This is a genomic window from Chryseobacterium viscerum, assembly GCF_002899945.2.
Taxonomy (GTDB): Bacteria; Bacteroidota; Bacteroidia; order Flavobacteriales; family Weeksellaceae; genus Chryseobacterium; species Chryseobacterium viscerum.
The window spans coordinates 12036-34893 of record NZ_PPEG02000011.1; the positions used below are offsets into that span (position 1 = coordinate 12036).

The following is a 22858-nucleotide window of genomic DNA, read 5'->3' on the forward strand; positions in this document are numbered from 1 at the left end:
CGGAGTTACAAAAAAAAAGTACCCCACATCTTACCCTCTTTAAAATATAAATTATTACTATTAAAAATAATATGTGTTTATTTTATTCTAACAACTTAGAATATAAGAATTGATTTTCCGATGAATAAAATGAAAGTGTAATATGATAAATTTAAATTACTTTTGTAAATAATACCAACCAGTATCTTTTATGAAAAAATCATCAGCAACACGATTTACGATTCTTGAAAAAGCGTTTCAAATTATTTATACCAAAGGTTACCAAACGACAAGTATTGATGAGATCATTGCAACAACAAAGGTTACAAAAGGTGCATTTTATTATCATTTTAAAACCAAAGATGAAATGGGTTTGGCGATTATCAATGAAATTGTAAAGCCTACGATGCAAAATGATTTCATAAAACCCTTAGAAAATGCTAAGGATCCAATTAAGGAAATCTATGATATGACGCACGCATTACTTTTGGAAAATCCTTTTTTGAAATTAGAATTTGGTTGTCCAGCCGGTAATTTGTTGCAAGAGATGACACCGTGGAATGTGGAATTTGGAAAGGCATTGTCTGAAATCATTTTGGAATGGCAGAAAACCATTGAAAACAGTATAAAAATTGCTAAAGAAAACGGAACAATTAGAGAAAACGTAGACCCTGAACAAACTTCGTATTTCATCATGTCAGGCTATTGGGGAATCAGGAATTTTGGGAAACTCTATGGCAATACAGACTGCTATCATTCCTATTTAAAAGAGCTGAAAACCTACTTAACAAGTTTAAAATAAATTATTAAAATCAAAAACATACTAATTAGTATGTTTTTATTATCTTTGCATCGTTAAATAATATTACGATGTACCAAACGCTTACATTCTTACACTCTATCATGCGCTGGCTTGTTTTGGCAAGTTTAATTTATTCCATCTACCGCGCTTATAAAGGATATGTTTCCAACTTAGAATTTTCCAAAACGGATAATAATTTCAGACATTGGACTGCAACGATTGCTCATATTCAATTGATCATTGGGTTCATTTTTTATATGAAAAGTCCGATAATTAAATATTTCTGGAACAATTTCGACGAGGCCATTCATAATTTAGATATTGCTTTTTTTGGTCTGATTCATATTTTTCTAATGCTTACTGCAATCATTTTGATTACCATCGGTTCTGCAACATCAAAAAGAAAAGCTACTGATAGAGAAAAATACAAAACGATGCTGGTTTGGTTTTCAATCTCGCTCATCATCATTTTCATTGCTATTCCTTGGCCATTTTCTCCGTTTGCTAACAGACCTTATTTCAGATAATATGATACATTTATTAAAAACAAAAATCGGAAGATTACGCATCATTGGATTTCTCGAAGGCGTTTCATTATTAGTATTGCTATGCATTGCAGTTCCAATGAAATATTACTTCGGAAATCCTAGTTTAACCAAAATTATGGGACCAATTCACGGCACCATATTTTTACTTTTTCTTTTCAATACTTTAAGTGTTGGTGTAGAGCAGAACTGGAAATTTAAAACAACTACATGGAAGGTTATTTTGACTTGTTTTATTCCTTTTGGAACATTTTATATAGACCATAAAATATTAAGTAAATTATGAAAAAACTCTACATCATAGGCGGAATTCTTCTATTGATTTATACTTCGTACAGAATTTATCGCTTTGCAAAACTTGACGAAGGACTTGCCGGAAAGATAGAAAATGGAGCGGTAATTCTGGATGTACGAACTGAAAAGGAATTTGAAATGGGACATATTAAAGGTTCAACAAATATTTCTCTCGGAAGCATCAGAGAACGGTATATCGAACTTGACTCCACTAAAACTTACATCACGGTTTGTTCTCACGGCCTGCGAAGTGTGAAAGTGGAAAGTATTTTAAAAGAAAAAGGATTTAAAAATGTTTTCAATGGTGGAGCTTGGTCTGACCTTGAGAAAATTATTATTCAGAAATGAGATTTGCTCTTTTGTTATATAGTATTTAAGGAATTTTAGATTAGTTATCAAAATGGCATTTTATCATAAACATTTGGTAGAAGGAAAATTTTAAGGGTATCGTAAATTTGTATTATAAAAATTTTATTAAAATTAAATTTATGGAAACAAATACCAAAGCCTTTTGGCAAGGAAGTTTCAAACAAGGAAACGGACATTTCACAACGGAAAATTCAAAATTAAATAACACCTCATTCAAGCCTTCTTATGCGAAAAATGATGGAATTTTTACCAATCCTGAAGAATTGTTGGCTTCTGCTCACGCTTCTTGCTTTACAATGACGTTGAGTTATATTTTGGGAGAAAACGGATTTTCTGCCGACCATCTTGAAACAACCGTTTCATTAATAATCAACAACAATATAATCACCAATTCCAACTTATCGTTACAAGCTAAAATTGAAGGTATAACGGAAGAACAATTTCAAAATTTTGCACTGAAAGCTAAAGAAATGTGTCCTGTTGGAAATGTCTTGAAAGCTGAGAGTACTTTAGAGGCAGCTTTAATACAATAACAAAATAGGTTTTCAAAATCGTTTTATTAGTAGAAATTGAAAAGACAATTATAAGTTTGTAGTGACTAATTATATTAGAAACATTACAAATACATTTATTCCTAAAAATCAACAAAGTAACCTGATATAGACATTTATATCTTTGTTGATCCACAAGGTTGAATTTACTAAAAAGCATCCTAAAATGGGTGCTTTTATATTATACATAAATAAGCCTGAAGTTTTATCAAAATGGCAACTTTTTGTTAAAATTTGGTAGTAAATTTCGATATGCAGTAGTCTATTTTTGCAGCACTAATTCAATAAAAAAATGCAGTCAAATAGATTATGTACACCAGGAAATATTATTCTTAATTTAATTGATTAAAATGATACAAAAATATACATCAAATAAAATTTATTATCAAAGTACGATAGCATTAGCAGGTCCTGTAGTGATATCACAACTGGGTCACACTTTGGTACAGACCGTCGATACCGTCATTATTGGTCATTTTGCAGGAACAACATCATTGGCCGCAGTGTCATTAGTGCATTCAGTTTTTATGGTCGTATTGGTCATAGGGCTGGGTATAGCATACGGATTGACACCGCTCATAGCACAGGAGAATGGAAAACAAAACTATCGGAATTGTGCAAGTCTTCTCTCTAACAGCTTATGGCTGAATGTAGCATCAGCTATCCTTCTTTTCCTATTGGTATATTTTGGTTCAGCATATGCCATGCAGCATACCGGGCAGAATCCGGAGGTTGTAAAAACGGCAAAGCCATACCTTTTAATTTTAAGTTTGTCAATCCTTCCTTTAATGATCTTTCAAACTTTCAAGCAATTTGCTGAAGGTTTGGGATTCACAAAGCAGGCTATGAATATAACCATTTGGGGAAATGTACTTAATGTTATTTTAGCAGTTATTTTGGTTAAAGGAATGTTTGGAATCACTCCTATGGGTGTCAAAGGGGTTGGAATTGCCACGTTGATCGACCGCTTTTTAATGATGGTGGTAATGGCATGGTACGTTCTTCGGTCATCAAATTTTAAAATGTATTTGCAGCATTTTTCCTTAAAGTTAGTCGAATTTTCAAGAGTAGTAGCTATTATAAAAATAGGGATCCCTGTAGCAATGCAGTATGTTTTTGAGATAGGAGCATTCGCAGTTGCCGCTTTGATGGCTGGTCAATTGGGTTCAACTGAACAAGCTGCCCATCAAACTGCGATTACCTTAGTTGCAATGACCTATATGATGGCCAGTGGCATAGCGTCTGCCGCAACCATTAAAGTTGGTCATAGTTTTGGAAAACAGAATTACAGCCGAATTCAGAATTTTGCAAAAGCTTCTTATCATTTAGTTGTTGTTTTCATGCTTTTCTTCGCAATTATCTTTATGGTTTTTAATAAATATCTGCCGTACCTTATAACAAGCGATGCTCAAGTTTTGGTGATCGCATCACAACTATTGATCATTGCAGGAATATTCCAGATTTTTGACGGTGCACAGGTTGTTGGTTTGGGAAGTCTTCGAGGGGTGGGAGATGTTAATATCCCAACATTAATAACATTCATTTCATATTGGCTGATAGGTTTACCATTCAGTTACTTTTTAGGGGTCTATTTGCATTTCGGTATCAATGGAATTTGGTATGGATTGACATTAGGTTTATTAGCGTCATCAGTGTTACTGTATCTAAGGTTCAGGTACATTATTAAGATTGTTTAATTACGTAGATTTTTGTTGAGATAAGCTTAAAAGTACAATTAAAAGAAACATAAGTGTAATTTTTGAAAAGGATTGCAGAATTAAATTTGCAAAGGCGTAAGATAGCTTAGCCGGCATAATCTATCTCGCCTAAACAATATAATTTTAATTTTTAAAAAAAATCAGATGAGGCTCATGCAAATTTCACTGTTTTCACTATTTTTTCTATTATCACTTAATGTGAAAGCACAAAACAAATCAAAAGAAAATTTTAATTTCCCTAAAGACAGAAAGACCAACATTGCGGTATTGGTTTATGACGGTGTCGAAATCGGCCGCATCCCTTTTATAGGCGTCACATGAAAACCACCGGCGAGCTTCAGTCCTTTTACAATCTCATAAGTAAGACTGGCTTGCGTCATAAAATCATTCACTTTATCTTCACCCCATTCTCCTACCAAAGAAGTGACACTGAAGAAACCGAGTTTGGGGACGCTTTTTATTTTTTTATCAATAATCATTTGAAAGGCCAGACCGCGGTTGCTCCCTAAAACTTCTGTATTGATGTGAGCACTTGATACAATGTCAGTTGATTGATTCTGAGCTTTAAAACAATTAGATATTGTCATAAAACAGAGTAGGGGAAAGCTTTTTATAAAACTTTTTTTTAGTGGAGTATTTGAAATGGATTTCATTAAATTGTTTTGGTTGATTATGTTTCTTTGTGATTTCAATCGGGATTACACTGTTTTCCGGAGGTTTGGCGCACGGATGATAATGGCAGACATTAATAATAATGTTGCTACTAGGTTTAATCTAATTGCTTAAAAGTTCTCTTTTTTTAAGAATGAGAGTCATTTAAACTGAAGGTGGATGTAATATCTTTGAATGGTATTCGGAATGATAAGGATCCGTACAGAAAGTACTGATAGAGTCTTGATGAATACTATCGATGTCCGAGTGGGTAAATTTGAAATCTTCAGCAACCAAAAAAACATCAATCGAAGGAACAGAGATTTTATGACCGTTTTGAGTCGTCTGTTCCTGATTTGTTTTGGTCAATTCTTTGGATACATAGCATTTACCATTACACATCAGTTCAGGTTTTGCTTTGTTTTCACAAAGGTTTTCTACAATATAATCATAGTTTACTGCATAGTTAATCAGTGGCAATACAGGTCGCATTGTCATCGTGAAAATGATTAATATGGAAACTAAATATTTCAGAATCTTAATCCAAAAAGTGACTGTTAATAGCTGAAAATCATATTCAAATAGAATTTGAAATTATTTTAGGAGCTTTCTAATATCTTCAATCAAAAGTTCTCGGTCGGGATGGTATTTTCCTTTAAGATCCGTATTGAGTCCTTCGGGATCTTCATAATTCAATCCTGAATAATAGAGGATAGGAACATTATTTTTACCGAAACGGCATCTTATGTTCCCCTCCTGATCTACCAATGCAATCATACCACTGTGGTTCAGGCTTTCAGAATCGTCATCTTTATCACCGACATAAATATTGAACTGATCGGCAATTTTTCCGATATAATCTCTGTCGCCTGTTAAAAGATGCCAGTTGGTAGATTTGATACCAATTTTACTTTCGTGAGCCTTCAAAATCTCAGGGGTATCATTTTCAGGATCGATGCTGATAGAGATCACTCCAAGTTCAGGACTGTCGATTTCCTCCATTACGTGCTTCAGATTGCTATTCATAATCGGGCATATCGTAGGGCAGGTACTGTAGAAAAACTCTACCAGATACACTTTGCCCAGCATATCTTTATTAGAAGTTTTTTCATTGTTTTGGTCGGTCAGTTCAAAATTCGGAACTTTCATGACCAAGTACAATTCTTTTTTGAAGTATCCGGTTCCAAAAGAAATAACTGCAAACAGACCTGCAAAGACCAACGTAGGAACAACAAATTTTCGAATTGCTGAGTTCTTCTTTTCTGAATGATTATTTGGTTGCATATTTCTCTGGAGTTTTTTTGAATGTTTCTTTACAGCCAGATGAACAGAATCCGTAGATTTTATTTTTGTAAACTGCAGTATCTTTTAGATATTGAGCTGTTTTCATTTTGCAGATGGGATCCTCTTCATTGACCACCTTCACATTTTTTATGTCGACGCCAGCGGTCATCGATTTTTTGTGGTTAATTTTAAATTCTTCTTCTTTTTTACAAGACGTTAGGGATAATGACAGCACTGCTATCAAAATTACTGTTGATTTCATTAGGTAAGATTTGTTAAATTTTGTTGAATAGTATTTTGAAAAAAATCAAAATACAAGTAATGCAATAATTTAACTGAAGAGGGGCGGATGAAAAATGGTGAAAATGTATCTTGAATGATACAAATTAATATATTCTTGAATGGATTGTATAGAATGAATGTATTCTGTTCTACTATCGAATGACAAAATATCATTGGGAACAAAAATATCCAAACTAATCAATTTTGCGAATGTTTGTGTGGACTGTTTTTCAGTATTTGAAAGTTCTTTTGCTAAAAAGCACTTTCCGTTACATGATAATTCGGGTTTATCTCTGTTTTCACATAAGTTCTCAACGATATAATCATAGTTGACTACATAGTTGTAGACCGGCATGATCGGCCGTACAGCAATGGTAAAAACAATAAATAAAGATAGTAGAAGTCTCATTAGATTCTGCGATGATAAAATTACTACTCTTTGGTCATATAGTAAGTATGAATATTATCAGTCGAAGTCGAATTATTTTTGAGTTTTTGTTATATTATAAATTAAACAAGATGATTAAGTCCAAATGTGGCTAACTGCTCAATAATGGGTAATGTGCTTAAACCTTTTTCAGACAAAGTATATTCTACTTTCGGCGGAATTTGAGGAAAAGATTTTTTTTGAACCAGTTCGTACTCTATCAATCTATTCAATTCCTGAATAAGCATTTTTTCACTGATTCCCGGGATTTTACGCTTTAATTCCCCGTACCTTACTTTCTGATCATTGATCTGATATAAAATCAATAAAGTCCACTTTCCGCTTAAAAGCTGAAGAGATTTTCGGACAGGACAGTTTTCGTCACAAATATTAATATCGCTTAAATTCATTGATATAACGTATTTCTTACCTTTTGGTATGTACCTGATTATGTGTTATGTACAGCTGCAAAGGTAAGGCTAAAATATGCTATAGTCAAATTTCAGCATGAATTGAATGGAATCTTATAACTCGAAGAGACAATTTATATCCTTTATCAGATGCTTCGCTATTGGTCAAATACGCAGCTGTTATAAATCTGTTTGTAATAAGTTTACACCGTGCTTAGACTTTCCAGGTATTCGGAGGTAGTCATTCCTGTCTGCATTTTAAAAAATCTCATCAGATGCCCCGGTTCAGCGTAGTTCAAATCAAAAGATATTTCTGAAACTGTTTTATTAGAGTAAACCAATCGATCTTTTATTTCGGCCAATAAACGCTGTTTTAGAAGTTCTGTAGCAGTCACATTATATTGTTCCTTGACTGCTTTATTAAGGGTAATCCTGCTGATATTTAATAAAACGGTGTAATCTTCAATATTTTTTTTCTGACAGATGTGTTTCTCAAGAAGAGATTTATATTGTACTGCATAATTTTTATCGTCCTTCTCAATCATTAGATCATTAGCAGAGGCATACCGTCGATTTATAGTTTGTAAAAGGTAGTACAGGATCGATCTGATAATGTGAACGCTGTCTTTTTTTGTGTGCACAAGTTCAGTTTTAATTTCTACAAGAAATTCATTGAACCTTTTCATTTCGGAATCACTCACATTGAGAAGTAACGCATGCTTGAGCTGATAAAAAAACAGCATCTTGTGAGTGAAAAATTTATCAGCAAAGAATTCATTCAGAAAGTCTTCCCTGAATATTAAAGTTTTGAACTCAAGCCCTTGTTGCTTAATTCTCCAAGCTCTCTTCTGGAAAGCTGAAATAAATACGATTGAGTTATCGTGAATATTAATTGTGGTATCATTAATATATACTGTACCCTGAGCTTTTGTAAAAAAAACAACCTCAAAGTAGTCGGTATTATGCACCTCACTATTTAAATAATTAACGGTATTCTGATCAAGAATATTAATAAAAAAATCTACACCGCATTCTGTTTTGTGAAAATTGATTGTTTTCATAATAACTTTAAAGAGTCAAAGATACAATGAAATAGTTATGATTAGAATGAAAATCGACTTAAACCTTATATTTCAATTTCCGATACATCATAATTTCCCTTATCAAAATGACATTTTTTCATAATAATTTGATATAGACATACATTCAATCAGGTGGTAATTTTGCGTTATAAATAAATATCTAATTATGAGCAAACAAGCATTAATTATCATCGATATCCAGAATGAATATTTTGAAAACGGAAATCTCACATTGGTCAATCCTGTTGAGGCAAGCCTGAATGCAAGTAAAGTTCTTGAGCATTTTCGTGCAAAAAAGTTGCCTATTGCACACATTCAGCATCTATCGGCTGATCCCGAAGCATTGCCGATTTTTGTAGAGGGAACGCCTGGAGCTGAAATCCACGAAAATGTAAAACCCTTAGATGGAGAGCAAATCTTTCAAAAGTATTATCCAAACAGTTTTAGAGAAACTGGGCTAGGTGAATATTTGAAAGAAAACGGCGTGACAGAAGTAATTATCACAGGAATGATGACCCATATGTGTGTTGATGCGACTACAAGAGCAGCATTTGACTTTGGTTACAAGTGTACCGTTATCGGTGATGCCTGCGCATCAAAAGATTTGGAAATCAACGGAAAGACGGTAAAGGCCGATGATGTACATCACGCTTTTTTAGCAGCATTGGAATTTTTCTACGGAGAAATAAAAACTACGGACGAGTTTTTAAATGCTGTTTCTTAATAAGGAGAAAACATTTTCTAATAGAAGAATATCCTTGACAATTAATTTGTTGAGGATATTTTTAATTATACACGCAGGTCAATCCAAACAGCAGAGAACAACATGAAGCATAAAGTGTGACTCAATCAAGTAATAGATTTCCGGAAAAATCATTTCTCTGTTGGTTTATCAAAATGGTATTTCTTATCTGTTTTTTGATATCTAACTAGTTTAAGAACCGGGGTAATTTTGCACTATAATTTAAAATCAAGAGGTTATGAAAAATACAACAGCTGATAAAAATAAAAAAACTGCTTTTTCTCCACTGTTAAAACAAGGAAATGCACCTGTACCCCTATCAATTCTTGACGTGTCTACTACAGGAAAAGGTCATTCTGCTATAGAAGCCATAGAAACGAGTATTAAGTTGGCAAAATATGCAGACCAGCGTGGATTCGGTCGTTATTGGGTAGCAGAGCATCATGGTATGCCAGCCGTTTCTACTTCGTCGCCCGCTATATTGCTATCCAGACTTATCGGAGAAACTCAGAATATACGGTTGGGATCTGGCGGGATGATGTTACCTAACTTTCCTCCATTGGTCGTTGCTGAACAATTCGGGATGCTTCAGGCGATGGCTCCCGGACGTATAGATCTTGGAATAGGACGAGCTCCCGGAACCAATGGGCTTACAGCGTCAGCACTTCGCCGTGGTCATATAGGTGAGGAAGATTTTCCTGAGCAATTAGAGGAATTACTGCATTTTCTTGAAGACGATTTTCCGGCAGGAAATAAGTACAAAGAAAAAGTTTTTGCTGTTCCGGGACCCGGACAGGATAGAGAAAACGGTATTGAAAGATCTTTTGACGCGCCATCTGTATGGCTTTTGGGATCATCGGGATACTCAGCTCAGTTGGCGGGTAAATTAGGTTTGCCTTTTGCATTTGCGGCACAGCTGGCTCCGGAGAATCTGTCAATTGCTTTTGAGTTGTACAGGAAGAATTTCAGAGCTTCAGAAATTCTAGATCAACCTTATACTATCGCATCATTTTCGGTATTTGCGGCGGACAGTGAAGAAGAAGCAAGAATCCAGACCCATTCTTTTTCGCATAGTATGCTTCGCATGATGAAAGGTGAATCGTACGTCATCCCCTCGCCTGAAGAATTAAAGCATTACAACTATTCTGAATATGAAAGCTATGTGTTGGACAGCTGGAATCAAAAAATGATTCAGGGAACTGCCGATCAGGTCGTCGCCGGACTTAATGAGTTTCAAAAGATATCGGGAGCTGATGAACTGATGATCGCTAATTTGGGATATTCGCCAGAAGGTATTTTACATTCTGCTGCATTGATAGCAGATGCTTACAATATGCCTAATATATATTAGGAGAATATTTACAAATAAAAGTTAAATTGATTCAAAGAGATTAAAAAAAGTATCATCTCGAATCTCATTCATTCAACATAATTAAAAGCTGTGAAATTTGGGAATATAATGCAGGTTATCAAAATGGCAGTAAATCGCATCATTTAGATACTTTAAGGATATGTTCTTATTAAGACCTTTGCAGTGTAATTATTTCTGTAAAATCGTCGCTGAAAGATTTAAGATCATTAATAAAATATAAAAAAAGAATATTATGAAAAAAGTAATTGTAGCATTTGCACTGACGCTGTCTTCTGTCTTTTTATTCGGACAGATAAAATCTGATACAAAACCCACTGTCCAGTTAGTTAGAAATGCGACTCTGGTCATTGACTACGCAGGAAAAAAAATATTGGTAGATCCTATGCTGTCTCCTAAAGGGGCCATTGATTCATGGGCGGGTATTCAAAAAAATCCTACGGTTGAGCTGACAATTCCTATAGAAGAAATTGTGAAGGACATTGATCTCGTTATTGTAACCCATACTCATGAAGATCATTTTGACAAGCCTGCAAGCAGCACCCTAAATAAATCTGTAGAATTGATCATGCAACCTGCCGATAAAGAATTTTTCAAAAAAGAAGGCTTTATTAATGCTACTGTTGTAGAGGGTCAAAAAGTATGGAACGGCATCACTATAAACCGTGTGGAAGGAAAACATGGTTCAGGTAAGGTGTTAGAAATGATGGGTAAAACATCAGGATTTGTTTTACAAGCTAAGAACCAACCTACGGTTTACATTGTAGGAGATACGATCTGGAATGAAGAAATTAAAAAAGATATTGAAAAATTCAAACCCGATTATATTATTGTTAATTCTGGAGGAGCGCTGATAAAAGGCTTTAGTGATACACCGATCATTATGAATGAAATGCAGACGATGGCTTTGGTAGCCGGAAGTGGAAAAGCAAAAGTAATAGCAGTTCACATGGATGCATTGGATCATTGCTTTACGACCAGAGCCATTTTGAAAAAGAAAGCTTCAGAATTGAAAATCGGAAAAGATAAATTGATCGTTCCCGAAGACGGAGAAAAACTGATTCTATCTCTTTAGTCGTACAGCATAAAATTGATGAATACAAGAGACAAAACCTACTCTAATTGAGTAGGTTTTGTCTTTTAATATTTTGGTTATTTTACGACTTTAATCAAGCTGATATATTTCAGTCCGCATTCAGCAAACTTTTCATAATCATTCATTGCGTTGCCATAGTTTTGAATCGTAATGCCATTTTTATCCAACGATCCTTGAATCTCGTCAGGAGGAGACAGATTCTTGTCAATGGCATTGCCCTCTGAATCTACCGCACCAATGTTTTTACTCCATTTTATATTTTTTAGCGTAACAAAATAGCCCTCTTTTTTCTCGTCCAATGTTAAAGCAGCAAAGTCTGTACGTGTCTGATTATCCGTTATTAAATCATATTTTAATTTTCCTTCCGAATAATATAATTTCAGATCCATTTTACAAATGGCATTTTCTTTAGATTGATACAGTCCTTCGATATCAGAAAGCAGATCATTATTTTCAGTAATATCTTTTTGAGAAGAATCATGCTGTAAGCTATCATTTTGTTTTGTAAGCGAATCAGGTGAGGTTGCATTAACTCTTGCTGTATTTTCAATTTGTTTATCGTCTTTTTTAACGCAAGACTGTATTGCGAGTGCAAAAATGAGCGTAAAGATAATCGTGGCTTTTTTCATTTATTAAAAGATGTATTGTGAAGATTTGTTCTATTAAATGGACATTTTCCAACTAAGGTTAATGTTTTGAAAGTAATGCGGAAATTTTTATCAGATAAATAGTTACGGAGATTCAATGATGAAAGATACAGCCAAACAGCGAGAAATAAATTTTAATATTAAAAGATTCTCAACTATTTTGATATTTAGAAAAGAAGGCCTTTTCAAAGTTCATTATAATAATTAAATAGGATCGAAGGAGTGTAGAAAAGATGATACTTATCAAAATGATATTTAAATAAGCGGTTTTGGTATATAATAATCAATCCGTGAATTCTATTTTTGACTTAAATACACGTATTTACCAGAAATGGATATAAATTTTAGTAGATACTCAAAGTGATGAATTTTGAAAAATAGGTAAAGAACTGCTAAAAATATGAAAAACAGCAAATTAGATCTCAAGGCGATCATTTTTGATATGGACGGGGTTTTGATCAATACAGAACCGCAATATGAAAATTTTTGGAGAACCGCTGCCAAGAAATATAATGTTTACTTCGAAGACTTTGAAAAACAGATCCGCGGAATGACGGTCAAAAGATTATTTGAAGCACAATTCAGAGATATTGGCGAGGTCGAGAAAAAAAATCTTTTAAAAGAATTTAAAGCATGTGAAGACGAAATGTCTTTTCCTGAAATTTCCGGAATTTCTGCTTTGCTGTCTCATTTAAAAGAATCAAAAATTAAATTAGGATTGGTAACAAGCTCGGATTTGGAAAAACTAACCAGAGTCATCACACAAAAAAACTTAGATCTGTATTTTGATGTGATGATTACAGCCAACGATGTTGTTGACGGTAAACCATCGCCTGAATGCTATTTAAAGGCTGCCGATAAGTTAGGCGTCGAGCCGGTAAATTGTATTGTCTTTGAAGATTCTTTCGCGGGTATTTCCGCAGCGAAATCCGCAGGAATGGTCGTGGTGGGAGTTTCTTCTTCACATTCAAAAAGTGAATTAATGAGTGAATGTAATAATGTGGTCGGAGATTTCCAGAGAATAGGATTAAAGGAAATAATAGATTTTCATGAATCTGCAGAACTATAATCTGAGGTCTAAAGAGTTTTCTTATAAAATTAAAAGAGAATTTGGCTTAAGTTTACAATTTAATAATTATGAAAAACTCGGTATTGGCTTCGGAATTTAAATCATCAAGTGATTTGGTGGAAAAATTATATCAAAACGGCTTTATCAAAAAGTATCAGCAAGGCGATGTTATTTTAGACGAAAATGCATCAATTCGTGCAATACCCATCGTGATGAAAGGAATGATGAAGGTCATCCGGACTGAGGAAGACGGTAGAGAAATTCTGCTATACTACATCAAGGCTGGTGAAAGTTGTATTATGTCTTTCCTTGGAGGGATGCACGATGAGAAAAGCATCCTGAAAGCAGAAATTGAAGAGGAATCCGAGATTTTGTTTTTGCCTGTAGAAAAAGCATCTTTTTTTATGAAGGACTATCCGGAATGGGTAGATTATATTTTCCGTCTATATCACAAGCGTTTTGAAGAACTGCTGGACATCATCAATGCCATCGCTTTCAAAAAAGTGGATGAAAGATTGCTACATCTGCTTGAGAAAAAGTCTGAAATTTCTCAATCTAAGACCATTGTCACGACTCACGAACAACTCGCCAATGAGCTTGGTACAGCTAGAGTAGTGGTTTCAAGACTTCTTAAACAACTCGAAGATGCCGGTAAATTAAAACTGGGAAGAAATAAAATTGTTCTTTCGGATTCCTAATAACTTTCCTTATGTAACAAAAGTAGCGGTGCAGCAATTCTAATATTTCCACTTTTGCGTTATTAAAGTTTAAGAATGGAAATTTTTGGATATATAGCATCTGTTTTTATCGGGATTTCATTAGGATTGCTGGGCGGCGGAGGAAGTATTCTTACTGTTCCTGTATTGGTTTATCTTTTTGGGATTGATGTTTTTCTTGCGACAGAATATTCCCTTTTTATTGTCGGAGTCAGTAGTTTGGTTGGCTCTTTTTCTTATTTTAAAAAAGGTTTGGTCAACATAAGAACAGCGTTGGTTTTTGGAATCCCATCAGTTATTTCTATTTTCCTTACAAGAAATTTTCTCTTGCCTCTCATTCCTGATCAGGTAGTTGCTGTACGTGGTTTTTTGCTGTCCAAGGATCTGCTTTTACTATTAATCTTTGCAGCTTTAATGATTATTGCCTCCTATAAAATGATTCAAAAAAATGCGGAATCGAAAGTGAAAAATATCACATCCAAAAACAAGACAGTTCTCGCAGCAGGACAAGGTTCAGCTGTGGGAATCATTACAGGTTTACTTGGAGCAGGCGGTGGATTTTTAATTATTCCTGCTTTGGTCAATTTGTTGAAAACGCCAATGAAAGTCGCCATTGGAACTTCACTGGTCATTGTTACGTTCAATTCTCTGCTCGGATTTTTTTCATCAATGAACAGTGTTGATATTGATTGGAAATTTTTAGGAAGTATTTCAATTATTTCCATAACAGGAATTCTCATAGGTACTGAGTTATCTAAAAAAATTGACGGCAAAAAGCTGAAACCTGTCTTTGGATATTTCGTTCTCACAATGGGAATTTACATTATCATTAAAGAAGTTTTATTTTAAATTAATAAACCAGAAGATAAAATTCTTATGTAACAAAAGTAGCTGTAGAAAAGAATGAGAACATCGAAATTTGTACTTCATAAAGAATCGGTTAAGAATCATCAATACATACTTTCAAAAAAAAGTTTCAAAATAAATTAAAAAAATAATTAATGATAGAAATTATAAAAGAACCGTGGCCTTGGTATATTGCGGGTCCTTTGGTCGGTCTCACTGTCCCAATTTTACTGATGTTAGGTAACAAATCTTTCGGAATCAGCTCTTCTCTCCGGCATATCTGTGCAGCCTGTGTGCCTGCCAATATCAATTTTTTCCAATACGACTGGAAAAAGGAATTATGGAACTTGTTTTTTGTCTTCGGAATTTTATTAGGTGGATTGCTGGCTACTCAATTTCTTATGAATCCTGGAGAAATTACCGTAAATCCAAATCTTAAAGCTGAATTGAGCGGTTATGGAATTACCGATTACAGCAATCTCGTTCCTGTTCAGCTGATGAATTTTGCAAATCTTTTGACTCTGAAAGGGTTTATCATTATGATTGGCGGTGGTTTTTTGGTAGGCTTCGGAACCCGTTATGCAGGCGGTTGTACAAGTGGTCATGCCATTATGGGATTATCCAATCTTCAGTGGCCGTCATTAGTTGCGACGATTTGTTTTATGGCTGGAGGGTTTCTGATGGCAAATGTGATTTTACCAATTATTCTTTCACTTTAAATTTTAATTATTATGAAAAAAGAAAAACACACATTTCATCAGGATGGCATAAACGTCACTGGAAACTCTCTGAAAAATCATTGGTCTTACCAAATAAAATATCTTGTAGTAGGAATTCTATTCGGAATTGTTTTCGTCAAGTCTGAAGTGATCAGCTGGTTCAGAATTCAGGAAATGTTTCGCCTGCAGTCATTTCATATGTTTGGCATTATCGGAAGTGCAATAGTAACGGGAATGATTTCGATCTGGCTGATCAGGCAATTCAATATCAAAACGATCGATGGGGATTCTATCTCAATTGCTCCGAAAAAATTCAATAAAGGACAAATCTATGGCGGGCTCATTTTTGGTTTTGGTTGGGCAATTACCGGCGCTTGTCCCGGACCGTTGTTCGCGCAGATCGGAACAGGATCATTGGTTGTGATTGTTACATTAATAAGTGCCATTTTTGGAACTTGGGTCTATGGATATTTCAGAGACAAACTGCCGCATTAAAGCAGTTAGCAGCATCTTTTATGTTGCGAAAATCTAAGTTCATAAAAGATTATTCTGGAATTTTGGTTAAAATAAATTAAGTTTAATAAAAATAAAAGTTATGTTTTTTCAACATATTTACGATAAAAGCCTAGCGCAGGCAAGTTACCTGATCGGTTGTCAGGCAAAAGGCGAAGCGATTGTTATTGATGCAAAAAGAGATATTGATACCTATCTGCAGATAGCAAAAGAAAATAATCTCAAGATCACACATATTACAGAAACGCATATTCACGCAGATTTTCTGTCCGGCTCACGTGAACTTGCTTTGGTGACTGATGCTGATCTTTATCTTTCCGATGAAGGCGGTGAGGACTGGCAATATGAGTTTCCGCATATCGGTCTAAAGAATGGTGATGAAATAAAAGTTGGAAATCTGACATTGAAAGTTGTACACACGCCCGGACACACACCAGAAAGTATCAGCTTTTTATTGACCGATCATCCGGCGACAGATGAGCCCGTGATGATATTCACCGGAGATTTTGTGTTTGTAGGCGATGTCGGAAGACCTGATCTTTTGGAAAAAGCAGCCGGTATTGAAGGAACTCAGGAAAAAGGAGCGAAAGATTTATATCAGTCAGTACAGGATTTCAGCAGACTTCCCTCGTTTATTCAGGTTTGGCCGGGACACGGTGCCGGTTCTGCTTGCGGGAAATCTCTTGGAGCAGTTCCAAGTTCTACCATTGGTTATGAAAAGATCCGTAATTGGGCATTTCAATATAAAGATGATGAAGATGGTTTCATTGATTATCTTTTGGAGGGACAGCCTGAGCCTCCGAAATATTTTGCAATGATGAAAAAACTCAATAAAGTGGATAGACCTTTATTGACCGAAGTTCCTCAGCAGAGAAAACTTTCCAAAGAAGAATTTCTCAAAGCATATTCTGAAGATGTGATTGTCATTGATACAAGAGATAAAGTGGATTTTGCAAACGGTTTTATTTCTAATAGCATCAATATTCAGGGTAATAATTCTTTTTCAACGTGGATGGGTTGGATTTTAGATTATTCCCAACCATTTATTCTGATTGCAGAACAAGATAAAATGGATGATCTTACAAGAAAACTCATGCGAATCGGGATGGATCAGATGATGGGTTTTGTGGAAGATGTAAATGATTTTGGTTTAGATTTGCTGACCTCTGATATTATTGATATTAATGAGTTTAAGACCTATCTGAAACGAGACGATATACAGATTGTGGATGTGAGAAACAAAACAGAGCATGAAGAAGCGCACATACAAAATGCGGACAATATTTTTGTCGGTACTTTGGAAGACCATCTTGATGAAATTTCTAATGACAAAACAGTGATCATTCATTGTCAGAGTGGTGATAGGGCAGCAATCGCGTATTCAATTCTAAGAAAAAACGGTTTTGAAAAAGTGAAAAATTTTTCAGGTGGAATGAAAGAGTGGTTGGTTGTAAACGGTGCAACTTCTAATTGTAATATCTGAAATCACTAAATTGAAACAAAATAAAAACATTAATATGGAAGATAATAAAGTAAACGATCTGTGGACTTCGAGATGGGATGACCGATATAGCAAGGAAGAGTTTGCTTATGGTGAAGAACCCAATAATTATTTAAAAGAACAATTGTCAAAACTAACGGTTGGTTCAATTCTTTTCCCTGCAGAAGGAGAAGGACGAAATGCCGTTTATGCTGCCAAAAGAGGTTGGAATGTTTCTGCGTTCGACATTAGTGTTGAAGGTAAAAACAAAGCGGTTAAACTTGCTAACAAAAATGATGTGACAATCAATTACAAAGTTGGTGAATTGGAAACATTTGTTTTTGAAAATGAACAATTTGATGCAATCGCATTGATCTACGCACATTTTCCTCCAACTATCAAATCGCTTTACCATCAAACATTTGACAGATTACTGAAAAAAAATGGAACCATCATCTTTGAAGCATTTAGTAAAAAACATATCGATTATGTTACGGCAGACGATAAAGTAGGTGGGCCAAAAGATATTGAAAGTTTATTTTCAATAGAAGAGATCAGGTCAGACTTTCCAAACTATGAAATTATTGAATTATCTGAACTGGAAATTGAACTAAGTGAAGGACTTTATCACAATGGAGTAGGCTCGGTAATAAGGTTCGTTGGAAGAAAAAAGTGATTGGATGCAGGGAATCATTTTGTATGAGGAGTTTTAAAATGTTGCGTGACCCAATTCAAGACTACAAATTGATGATATTTTTAAATGATAATGAAAAATAGTTGAAAATGTATAAAAAAATGATCGCATTATTTTTGGCACTTGTTGTAACAGCAAGTATAACAGCACAGAACAAAAACGAACAAAAAATTCTACCGGCTAAAGAGTTCTACAATAAAATAGAAACTGTTAAAGATGCTCAGCTCGTCGATGTAAGAACTCCAGATGAATTCCTGAACGGACATCTTATCAACGCAATGAATATCGATTGGAAAGCAGATGATTTCGAAGAGAAATCTAAAGCTTTGGATAAAAACAGACCGGTATATGTTTATTGTATGAGCGGACCGAGAAGCAATGCTGCTGGAACAAAACTGCAGGAAATGGGTTTTAATAAAGTCTATGTAATGGAAGGTGGAATGATGAAATGGAGAAACGCAGATCTCCCGGAGATAAAAAAGTCCAACACTGCAGGAATGAGTCTTGCGCAGTACAATGAATTATTGGATAGTAAAACTCTTGTTCTTGTAGATTTCTACGCAGAATGGTGCGCCCCGTGCAGAAAAATGGAGCCATACCTCAAAAAAATAGGATCTGAATTGTCGGACAAAGTAGAAGTCGTAAGAATCAATGCTGATGAAAACACTCAACTATGTAAAGAACTGCATGTTTCTGCACTTCCTGTTTTAAAATTACACAAAAACAAAAATGTGATCTGGGAAAATGTGGGATTTGTGGAGGAAGCAGAAGTAAGAAAACAAATTTTGCAATAAGCATTACTATATAAAAATGGAAAAATTCAAAATATGGCTCAAAAAAAACTGGAGTACAGCACTTTTAGTATTTTTATTTATCTTTTTATTAGTAAGTCCAGATGCAAAAGCATGGCTGATGAGACAGATTATTTCAACAGGTTTACTCAACTCAAAAATTGAGGAGAAAAATGCTGAAAAGCCCAAAGGAGAAATAACCTTATCAACCACTGAAAGCTTCAGCGTAAAAGATGAAAACGGAAAAATCAACAATGTCTCTGGACTGAAGGGTAAGGTGGTCTTTATTAATTTCTGGGCGTCTTGGTGTCCTCCTTGCAGAGCTGAATTTCCTTCAATTCAGAAGTTTTTTGAAAAATATAGAAGCAGAGATGAACTCGTTTTCCTTACTGTAAATCTGGATGAAGATCTGGATGCAGGAAAAATGTACCTTGAAAAAGAAAAATTCACAGTGCCGTTTTTATTTCCAAATGGAAATATCCCAAAGGTATATTTCAGTGGCTCACTTCCTACAACCGTAATTTTGGATAAGACAGGCAAAATAAGATTGCACCACGAAGGAATGGCAGATTACAGCAAAGATTCTTTCTATGAAGAAATTGATAAACTTTTGAAAGAGTAGAGATTTTGTATTAGTAATACATTTTTAAAAATGCAATTTAACATGCTTTTAAAACAACAAGTGTTGTATGTGTGATATTATTCCTTCAAAATAATCCAGATATCTACCCAATTTATCCCTGTTTTTCCGGTAGACGTTTTTGTTACTATTGTTTTACAGGCATTATTTGAATACTGCTGTGAGAAATATCGTTATCAGCATTATATTTAGATGGCTCCATTCCCAAATTATTACAGCAGTAGAAATAGAAATTTAATTCGGAATCATCTGTTAAATTTTATCAATTTCCAGACTTTGTTTAGATTGGAATAAAAATATAGTGTACTTTTGTGGCCTCGGTTATGCAAAAATCTTTCAGAAACTTTTTTGTGTTTTCATTATTGCTGTTGTTTTTTTATAACGTCAGTGGTGTAGGTATTTGCATAGAACATGCCCAACACAGCAAAAACATTTCTGCAAAATCAAAAAATTCTAAGACCGAAAAACACTCGTCTATTTCTCAGGATGACGAATGTCAGTGTGCGCTTCACATGCAGATGAATCACATTATGATAACGGATTCTTTCTCGCTCGAATTTCCTGTAAACAATCTTATTAATCCAGAGATCCCTCATACGAAGGCGGTTAGTTATCGTTGTTTGCTCGACTATTTCAGTTCCCGAGCACCGCCATCATTGTCTTAATTCTGCAGTATAATATTCTGTATTTACTCCAACCGACCCATGCAGATTTTCTGATCTGTAAGACAATATCTGTGGACTTTTTGTATTAGATCACTACAATAGCTCCTTTTACTAATAGTTGACATAATAACGATGTCAGTCTCATTCATTTATTCAATGACAACCAAAAATTGCATTAATTTGGGAATAATTTATTGTATTTCCACAAAAAAAATAAGGCTACCTGCTGCCGCTTTTATCTTCATGTCTCCTTTTCTTAATGCGCAGAAATCTAAGATCGATTCGGTTTCTGCTACCATACAAACAGTAGAAATCATCGGTCGAAAATCCCAAGGTTATACTTCCGATTATTCATTTGTCGCCACCAAAATAGCGATCAATAATAAGGATCTGCCAATGACCCTTAACACCATTACCAAGGAATTGATGAATGACCGGCAGGCATTCCAGCTTGGCGATGTGATGAAAAATATAAGTGGTGTCTCTCCTTCCAGCTATTATAATCAGTACAACATCCGTGGTATCAGTCAAAATGAAGAGGGACAGATCATCAACGGATTGCGGACGAGACAATTCTATTTTCTACAACCGATGACCTCCAATATTGAAAGGGTAGAGGTCTTCAAAGGTCCCGCAAGTATTTCGATGTCCAGCGTAGATCCTGGTGGCACGATCAATATGGTGACCAAAAAGCCGCTGCTCAATCCTCGTCATGAGGTCAGTTTTTCTGGCGGAAGTTTTGATACCTACCGTGTTACAACGGATCTTACCGGACCGCTCAACAAGAATAAGACCTTGTTATACCGCTTCAACGGCGCTTATCAAGATGCAGGTTCATTTCGGGACAATGTAAATAATAATGGCATTTTAATTTCTCCATCAATAAGTTACGTTCCGAACGAAAAAACATCCTTAAATGTAGAATTGATCTTTAATAACCTTCACGGAAATCTTGACCGTGGCCAACCCATTTTTGGAGCTGTGGCTGGAAAGACCGATTTGAACAGTACTCCGAAAAGCTTAAATCTGGGTGCTCCCGCTGATTATTTTAAAACAAAAGAACTGATCATTATGGGTTCTTTTGCGCATCATTTCAACAAAAACATAAGTTTCAATGCTTCCTACATGAAACAGTTTTGGCGTGAAGATCTGCAAGAGCATCGTACAACTAATGCTTTCGCTCCCGACATTGACAATCAACCAATTCCCAGTCTGGCAATGATGCAGTTTATCCAAAGAAGGCAAAGTTGGGAAGTTGACAATGTAAATGCCTACTTCAATTTTGATTTTAAGACAGGACAGGTCGAGCACCAGACCTTGATCGGTTATGATACACAGATATGGGAAAAAAGGGATGGCGGACAACAGAATGCCGCAAGAGGTTTCCTTTTGAAGGATGGTTCTGTCGCCTCTTCTTATGATCCTACTAAGGCAGACAATTATCAACTGGTCAATTACAATGGATCCCTGGTGCCAAAAGCCAATGTTTCACCATTTGACCTGACGCCGGGAGCACAGAATCATCAAAGTACAGATCTTTATAATATGAATGTGATGACCGCCCTACCGTCTGCACTTACAACCACGCATGCAGCGTATGTTCAGCATCTTTTGACTTGGAAAAGATTCAAAGTCTTATCGGGAATCCGGCAAGAATGGTTTCAAGATATTACCAACTTCAAAAAGTCCGATGAAACATCTTTTGATAATGCTAAACTACTCTACAGATTAGGGATCACCTACAGCATCACAGATGAGATCAATATTTACGGTACCTATCTTACAGGCTATCAGCCGCAATCTAATACGGTGACACTGATGCCAAATACGGGAAGTTTTAGCGGATCCAGTTCTGCTGCAAGATTCAAACCTCTAACTTCTGACCTGAAGGAATTTGGTATGAAAGCACAATTATTTGGAAAGATCGCTGTGAATCTGGCTTTATATGAGATCAATCAAAGGAATATTCTGATCAATGCCAACAATCCCGAAGAGCCAGATCAACTGATACAGCGTGGTGCAGACCGGAGCCGTGGTTTCGAAGCTGAATTCACAGGATACATTGTGCCGCAATGGCATATATACGGTGGATACAGCTACATCGATGCCAAGGTTTTAAATGATTCTAATGCTGACCTGAACGGGAAACGGAAAGAAAACACTTCCAAGAACTCGGTCAATATCTGGACAAGATATAATTTTTCCAATATCAAAGCTTTGAGAAATTTCGGAGTTGGATTGGGAATGTTGTATCAAAGTTCAAAAGTACCGTGGTTCACCAGAAGTTTTGAGCTTCCTTCCTATGCAACCGTGGACGCCGCTTTATATTACTCACCTTTTAGATCAAAAGTTCAATTCTCGATCAATGTGAATAATATAACCAACACCTCCTATTGGATAGGCGCCCAAAATTATTTGAGGTTATTTCCCGGTGCTCCAAGAAATTATTTAATAACGGCTACTTATAAATTTTAAAC

27 protein-coding genes are annotated in these 22858 nt (G+C 35.2%); 19 read left to right on the forward strand and 8 right to left on the reverse strand.

The window, feature by feature from the left end; all coding sequences use genetic code 11:
- Positions 1-190: 190 nt before the first annotated feature.
- The 6 genes from C1634_RS22465 (at position 191) to C1634_RS22490 (ending at position 4237) form a co-directional block, all read left to right on the forward strand.
- Positions 191-781: a TetR/AcrR family transcriptional regulator gene (locus C1634_RS22465; protein ID WP_109739158.1), complete on the forward strand. Its 591-nt coding sequence runs from the start codon at positions 191-193 to the stop codon at positions 779-781.
- Between the two features lie 68 nt (positions 782-849).
- Entirely contained in the window at positions 850-1308 is a 459-nt protein-coding gene (locus C1634_RS22470; protein ID WP_103235621.1) for a hypothetical protein, read from the forward strand.
- 1 nt (position 1309) lies between these two features.
- On the forward strand, positions 1310-1612 hold the full coding sequence (locus C1634_RS22475; protein WP_103235620.1) for a DUF3817 domain-containing protein: 303 nt from the start codon (positions 1310-1312) through the stop codon (positions 1610-1612).
- Positions 1609-1968: a rhodanese-like domain-containing protein gene (locus C1634_RS22480; RefSeq protein WP_109739159.1), complete on the forward strand. Its 360-nt coding sequence runs from the start codon at positions 1609-1611 to the stop codon at positions 1966-1968. The genes C1634_RS22475 and C1634_RS22480 overlap by 4 nt, the downstream gene beginning before the upstream one ends.
- Before the next feature lie 140 nt (positions 1969-2108).
- A complete protein-coding gene (locus C1634_RS22485; RefSeq protein WP_109739160.1) occupies positions 2109-2522 on the forward strand; it encodes an OsmC family peroxiredoxin in 414 nt (137 codons plus the stop codon).
- Positions 2523-2890: 368 nt separating this feature from the next.
- A complete protein-coding gene (locus tag C1634_RS22490) occupies positions 2891-4237 on the forward strand; it encodes an MATE family efflux transporter (RefSeq protein ID WP_109739161.1) in 1347 nt (448 codons plus the stop codon).
- A 293-nt stretch (positions 4238-4530) separates the two neighbouring features.
- On the opposite strand, the gene C1634_RS22495 is transcribed toward C1634_RS22490, so the two are convergent.
- The 7 genes from C1634_RS22495 to C1634_RS22525 form a co-directional block, all read right to left on the reverse strand.
- Entirely contained in the window at positions 4531-4845 is a 315-nt protein-coding gene (locus tag C1634_RS22495) for a hypothetical protein (protein ID WP_228410139.1), read from the reverse strand.
- A gap of 229 nt (positions 4846-5074) precedes the next feature.
- Positions 5075-5407, reverse strand: coding sequence for a hypothetical protein (locus C1634_RS22500; RefSeq protein WP_103234023.1), 333 nt, complete (start codon positions 5405-5407; stop codon positions 5075-5077).
- Positions 5408-5503: 96 nt separating this feature from the next.
- Entirely contained in the window at positions 5504-6193 is a 690-nt protein-coding gene (locus C1634_RS22505; RefSeq protein ID WP_103234022.1) for an SCO family protein, read from the reverse strand.
- Positions 6180-6455, reverse strand: coding sequence for a YHS domain-containing protein (locus C1634_RS22510; protein ID WP_109739162.1), 276 nt, complete (start codon positions 6453-6455; stop codon positions 6180-6182). Before C1634_RS22510 ends, C1634_RS22505 begins: the two co-directional genes overlap by 14 nt.
- A 69-nt stretch (positions 6456-6524) precedes the next feature.
- The gene (locus tag C1634_RS22515; protein ID WP_103234020.1) at positions 6525-6884 is read right to left on the reverse strand and encodes a hypothetical protein; all 360 of its coding nucleotides are present in this window, start codon (positions 6882-6884) and stop codon (positions 6525-6527) included.
- A 101-nt stretch (positions 6885-6985) separates the two neighbouring features.
- A complete protein-coding gene (locus tag C1634_RS22520; RefSeq protein WP_056015184.1) occupies positions 6986-7312 on the reverse strand; it encodes a winged helix-turn-helix transcriptional regulator in 327 nt (108 codons plus the stop codon).
- A gap of 203 nt (positions 7313-7515) precedes the next feature.
- Positions 7516-8373: a helix-turn-helix domain-containing protein gene (locus tag C1634_RS22525; protein ID WP_103234019.1), complete on the reverse strand. Its 858-nt coding sequence runs from the start codon at positions 8371-8373 to the stop codon at positions 7516-7518.
- A gap of 187 nt (positions 8374-8560) precedes the next feature.
- Between C1634_RS22525 and C1634_RS22530 the strand changes: the two genes are divergently transcribed.
- The 3 genes from C1634_RS22530 (at position 8561) to C1634_RS22540 (ending at position 11580) form a co-directional block, all read left to right on the forward strand.
- Positions 8561-9118 (forward strand): cysteine hydrolase family protein, encoded by a 558-nt coding sequence (locus tag C1634_RS22530; RefSeq protein WP_103234018.1) that lies wholly within the window; start codon positions 8561-8563, stop codon positions 9116-9118.
- A gap of 256 nt (positions 9119-9374) precedes the next feature.
- Positions 9375-10487, forward strand: a complete 1113-nt coding sequence (locus C1634_RS22535) for an LLM class flavin-dependent oxidoreductase (RefSeq protein WP_103234017.1) — start codon at positions 9375-9377, stop codon at positions 10485-10487.
- 253 nt (positions 10488-10740) lie between these two features.
- A complete protein-coding gene (locus C1634_RS22540) occupies positions 10741-11580 on the forward strand; it encodes an MBL fold metallo-hydrolase (RefSeq protein ID WP_103234016.1) in 840 nt (279 codons plus the stop codon).
- Between the two features lie 77 nt (positions 11581-11657).
- Here the strand turns inward: C1634_RS22540 and C1634_RS22545 are convergent, their stop codons facing one another.
- On the reverse strand, positions 11658-12230 hold the full coding sequence (locus C1634_RS22545) for a hypothetical protein (protein WP_103234015.1): 573 nt from the start codon (positions 12228-12230) through the stop codon (positions 11658-11660).
- 418 nt (positions 12231-12648) lie between these two features.
- Between C1634_RS22545 and C1634_RS22550 the strand changes: the two genes are divergently transcribed.
- The 10 genes from C1634_RS22550 (at position 12649) to C1634_RS22595 (ending at position 22856) form a co-directional block, all read left to right on the forward strand.
- Positions 12649-13317, forward strand: a complete 669-nt coding sequence (locus C1634_RS22550) for an HAD family hydrolase (protein WP_109739163.1) — start codon at positions 12649-12651, stop codon at positions 13315-13317.
- A 68-nt stretch (positions 13318-13385) separates the two neighbouring features.
- Entirely contained in the window at positions 13386-14015 is a 630-nt protein-coding gene (locus C1634_RS22555) for a Crp/Fnr family transcriptional regulator (protein WP_103235648.1), read from the forward strand.
- Positions 14016-14090: 75 nt separating this feature from the next.
- On the forward strand, positions 14091-14882 hold the full coding sequence (locus tag C1634_RS22560) for a sulfite exporter TauE/SafE family protein (RefSeq protein WP_109739164.1): 792 nt from the start codon (positions 14091-14093) through the stop codon (positions 14880-14882).
- Between the two features lie 152 nt (positions 14883-15034).
- Positions 15035-15598 (forward strand): YeeE/YedE family protein, encoded by a 564-nt coding sequence (locus tag C1634_RS22565; RefSeq protein WP_103233581.1) that lies wholly within the window; start codon positions 15035-15037, stop codon positions 15596-15598.
- Positions 15599-15610: 12 nt separating this feature from the next.
- On the forward strand, positions 15611-16093 hold the full coding sequence (locus C1634_RS22570) for a DUF6691 family protein (protein ID WP_103233580.1): 483 nt from the start codon (positions 15611-15613) through the stop codon (positions 16091-16093).
- A gap of 100 nt (positions 16094-16193) precedes the next feature.
- A complete protein-coding gene (locus C1634_RS22575; protein ID WP_103233579.1) occupies positions 16194-17594 on the forward strand; it encodes an MBL fold metallo-hydrolase in 1401 nt (466 codons plus the stop codon).
- 34 nt (positions 17595-17628) lie between these two features.
- The gene (locus tag C1634_RS22580; protein WP_109739165.1) at positions 17629-18267 is read left to right on the forward strand and encodes a class I SAM-dependent methyltransferase; all 639 of its coding nucleotides are present in this window, start codon (positions 17629-17631) and stop codon (positions 18265-18267) included.
- A gap of 119 nt (positions 18268-18386) precedes the next feature.
- Complete coding sequence (locus C1634_RS22585; protein ID WP_103233583.1) at positions 18387-19079, forward strand: thioredoxin domain-containing protein; 693 nt, start codon at positions 18387-18389, stop codon at positions 19077-19079.
- A 16-nt stretch (positions 19080-19095) separates the two neighbouring features.
- Entirely contained in the window at positions 19096-19698 is a 603-nt protein-coding gene (locus C1634_RS22590) for a TlpA family protein disulfide reductase (protein WP_103233578.1), read from the forward strand.
- An 863-nt stretch (positions 19699-20561) separates the two neighbouring features.
- Entirely contained in the window at positions 20562-22856 is a 2295-nt protein-coding gene (locus tag C1634_RS22595; protein WP_228410140.1) for a TonB-dependent siderophore receptor, read from the forward strand.
- Positions 22857-22858: the final 2 nt, after the last annotated feature.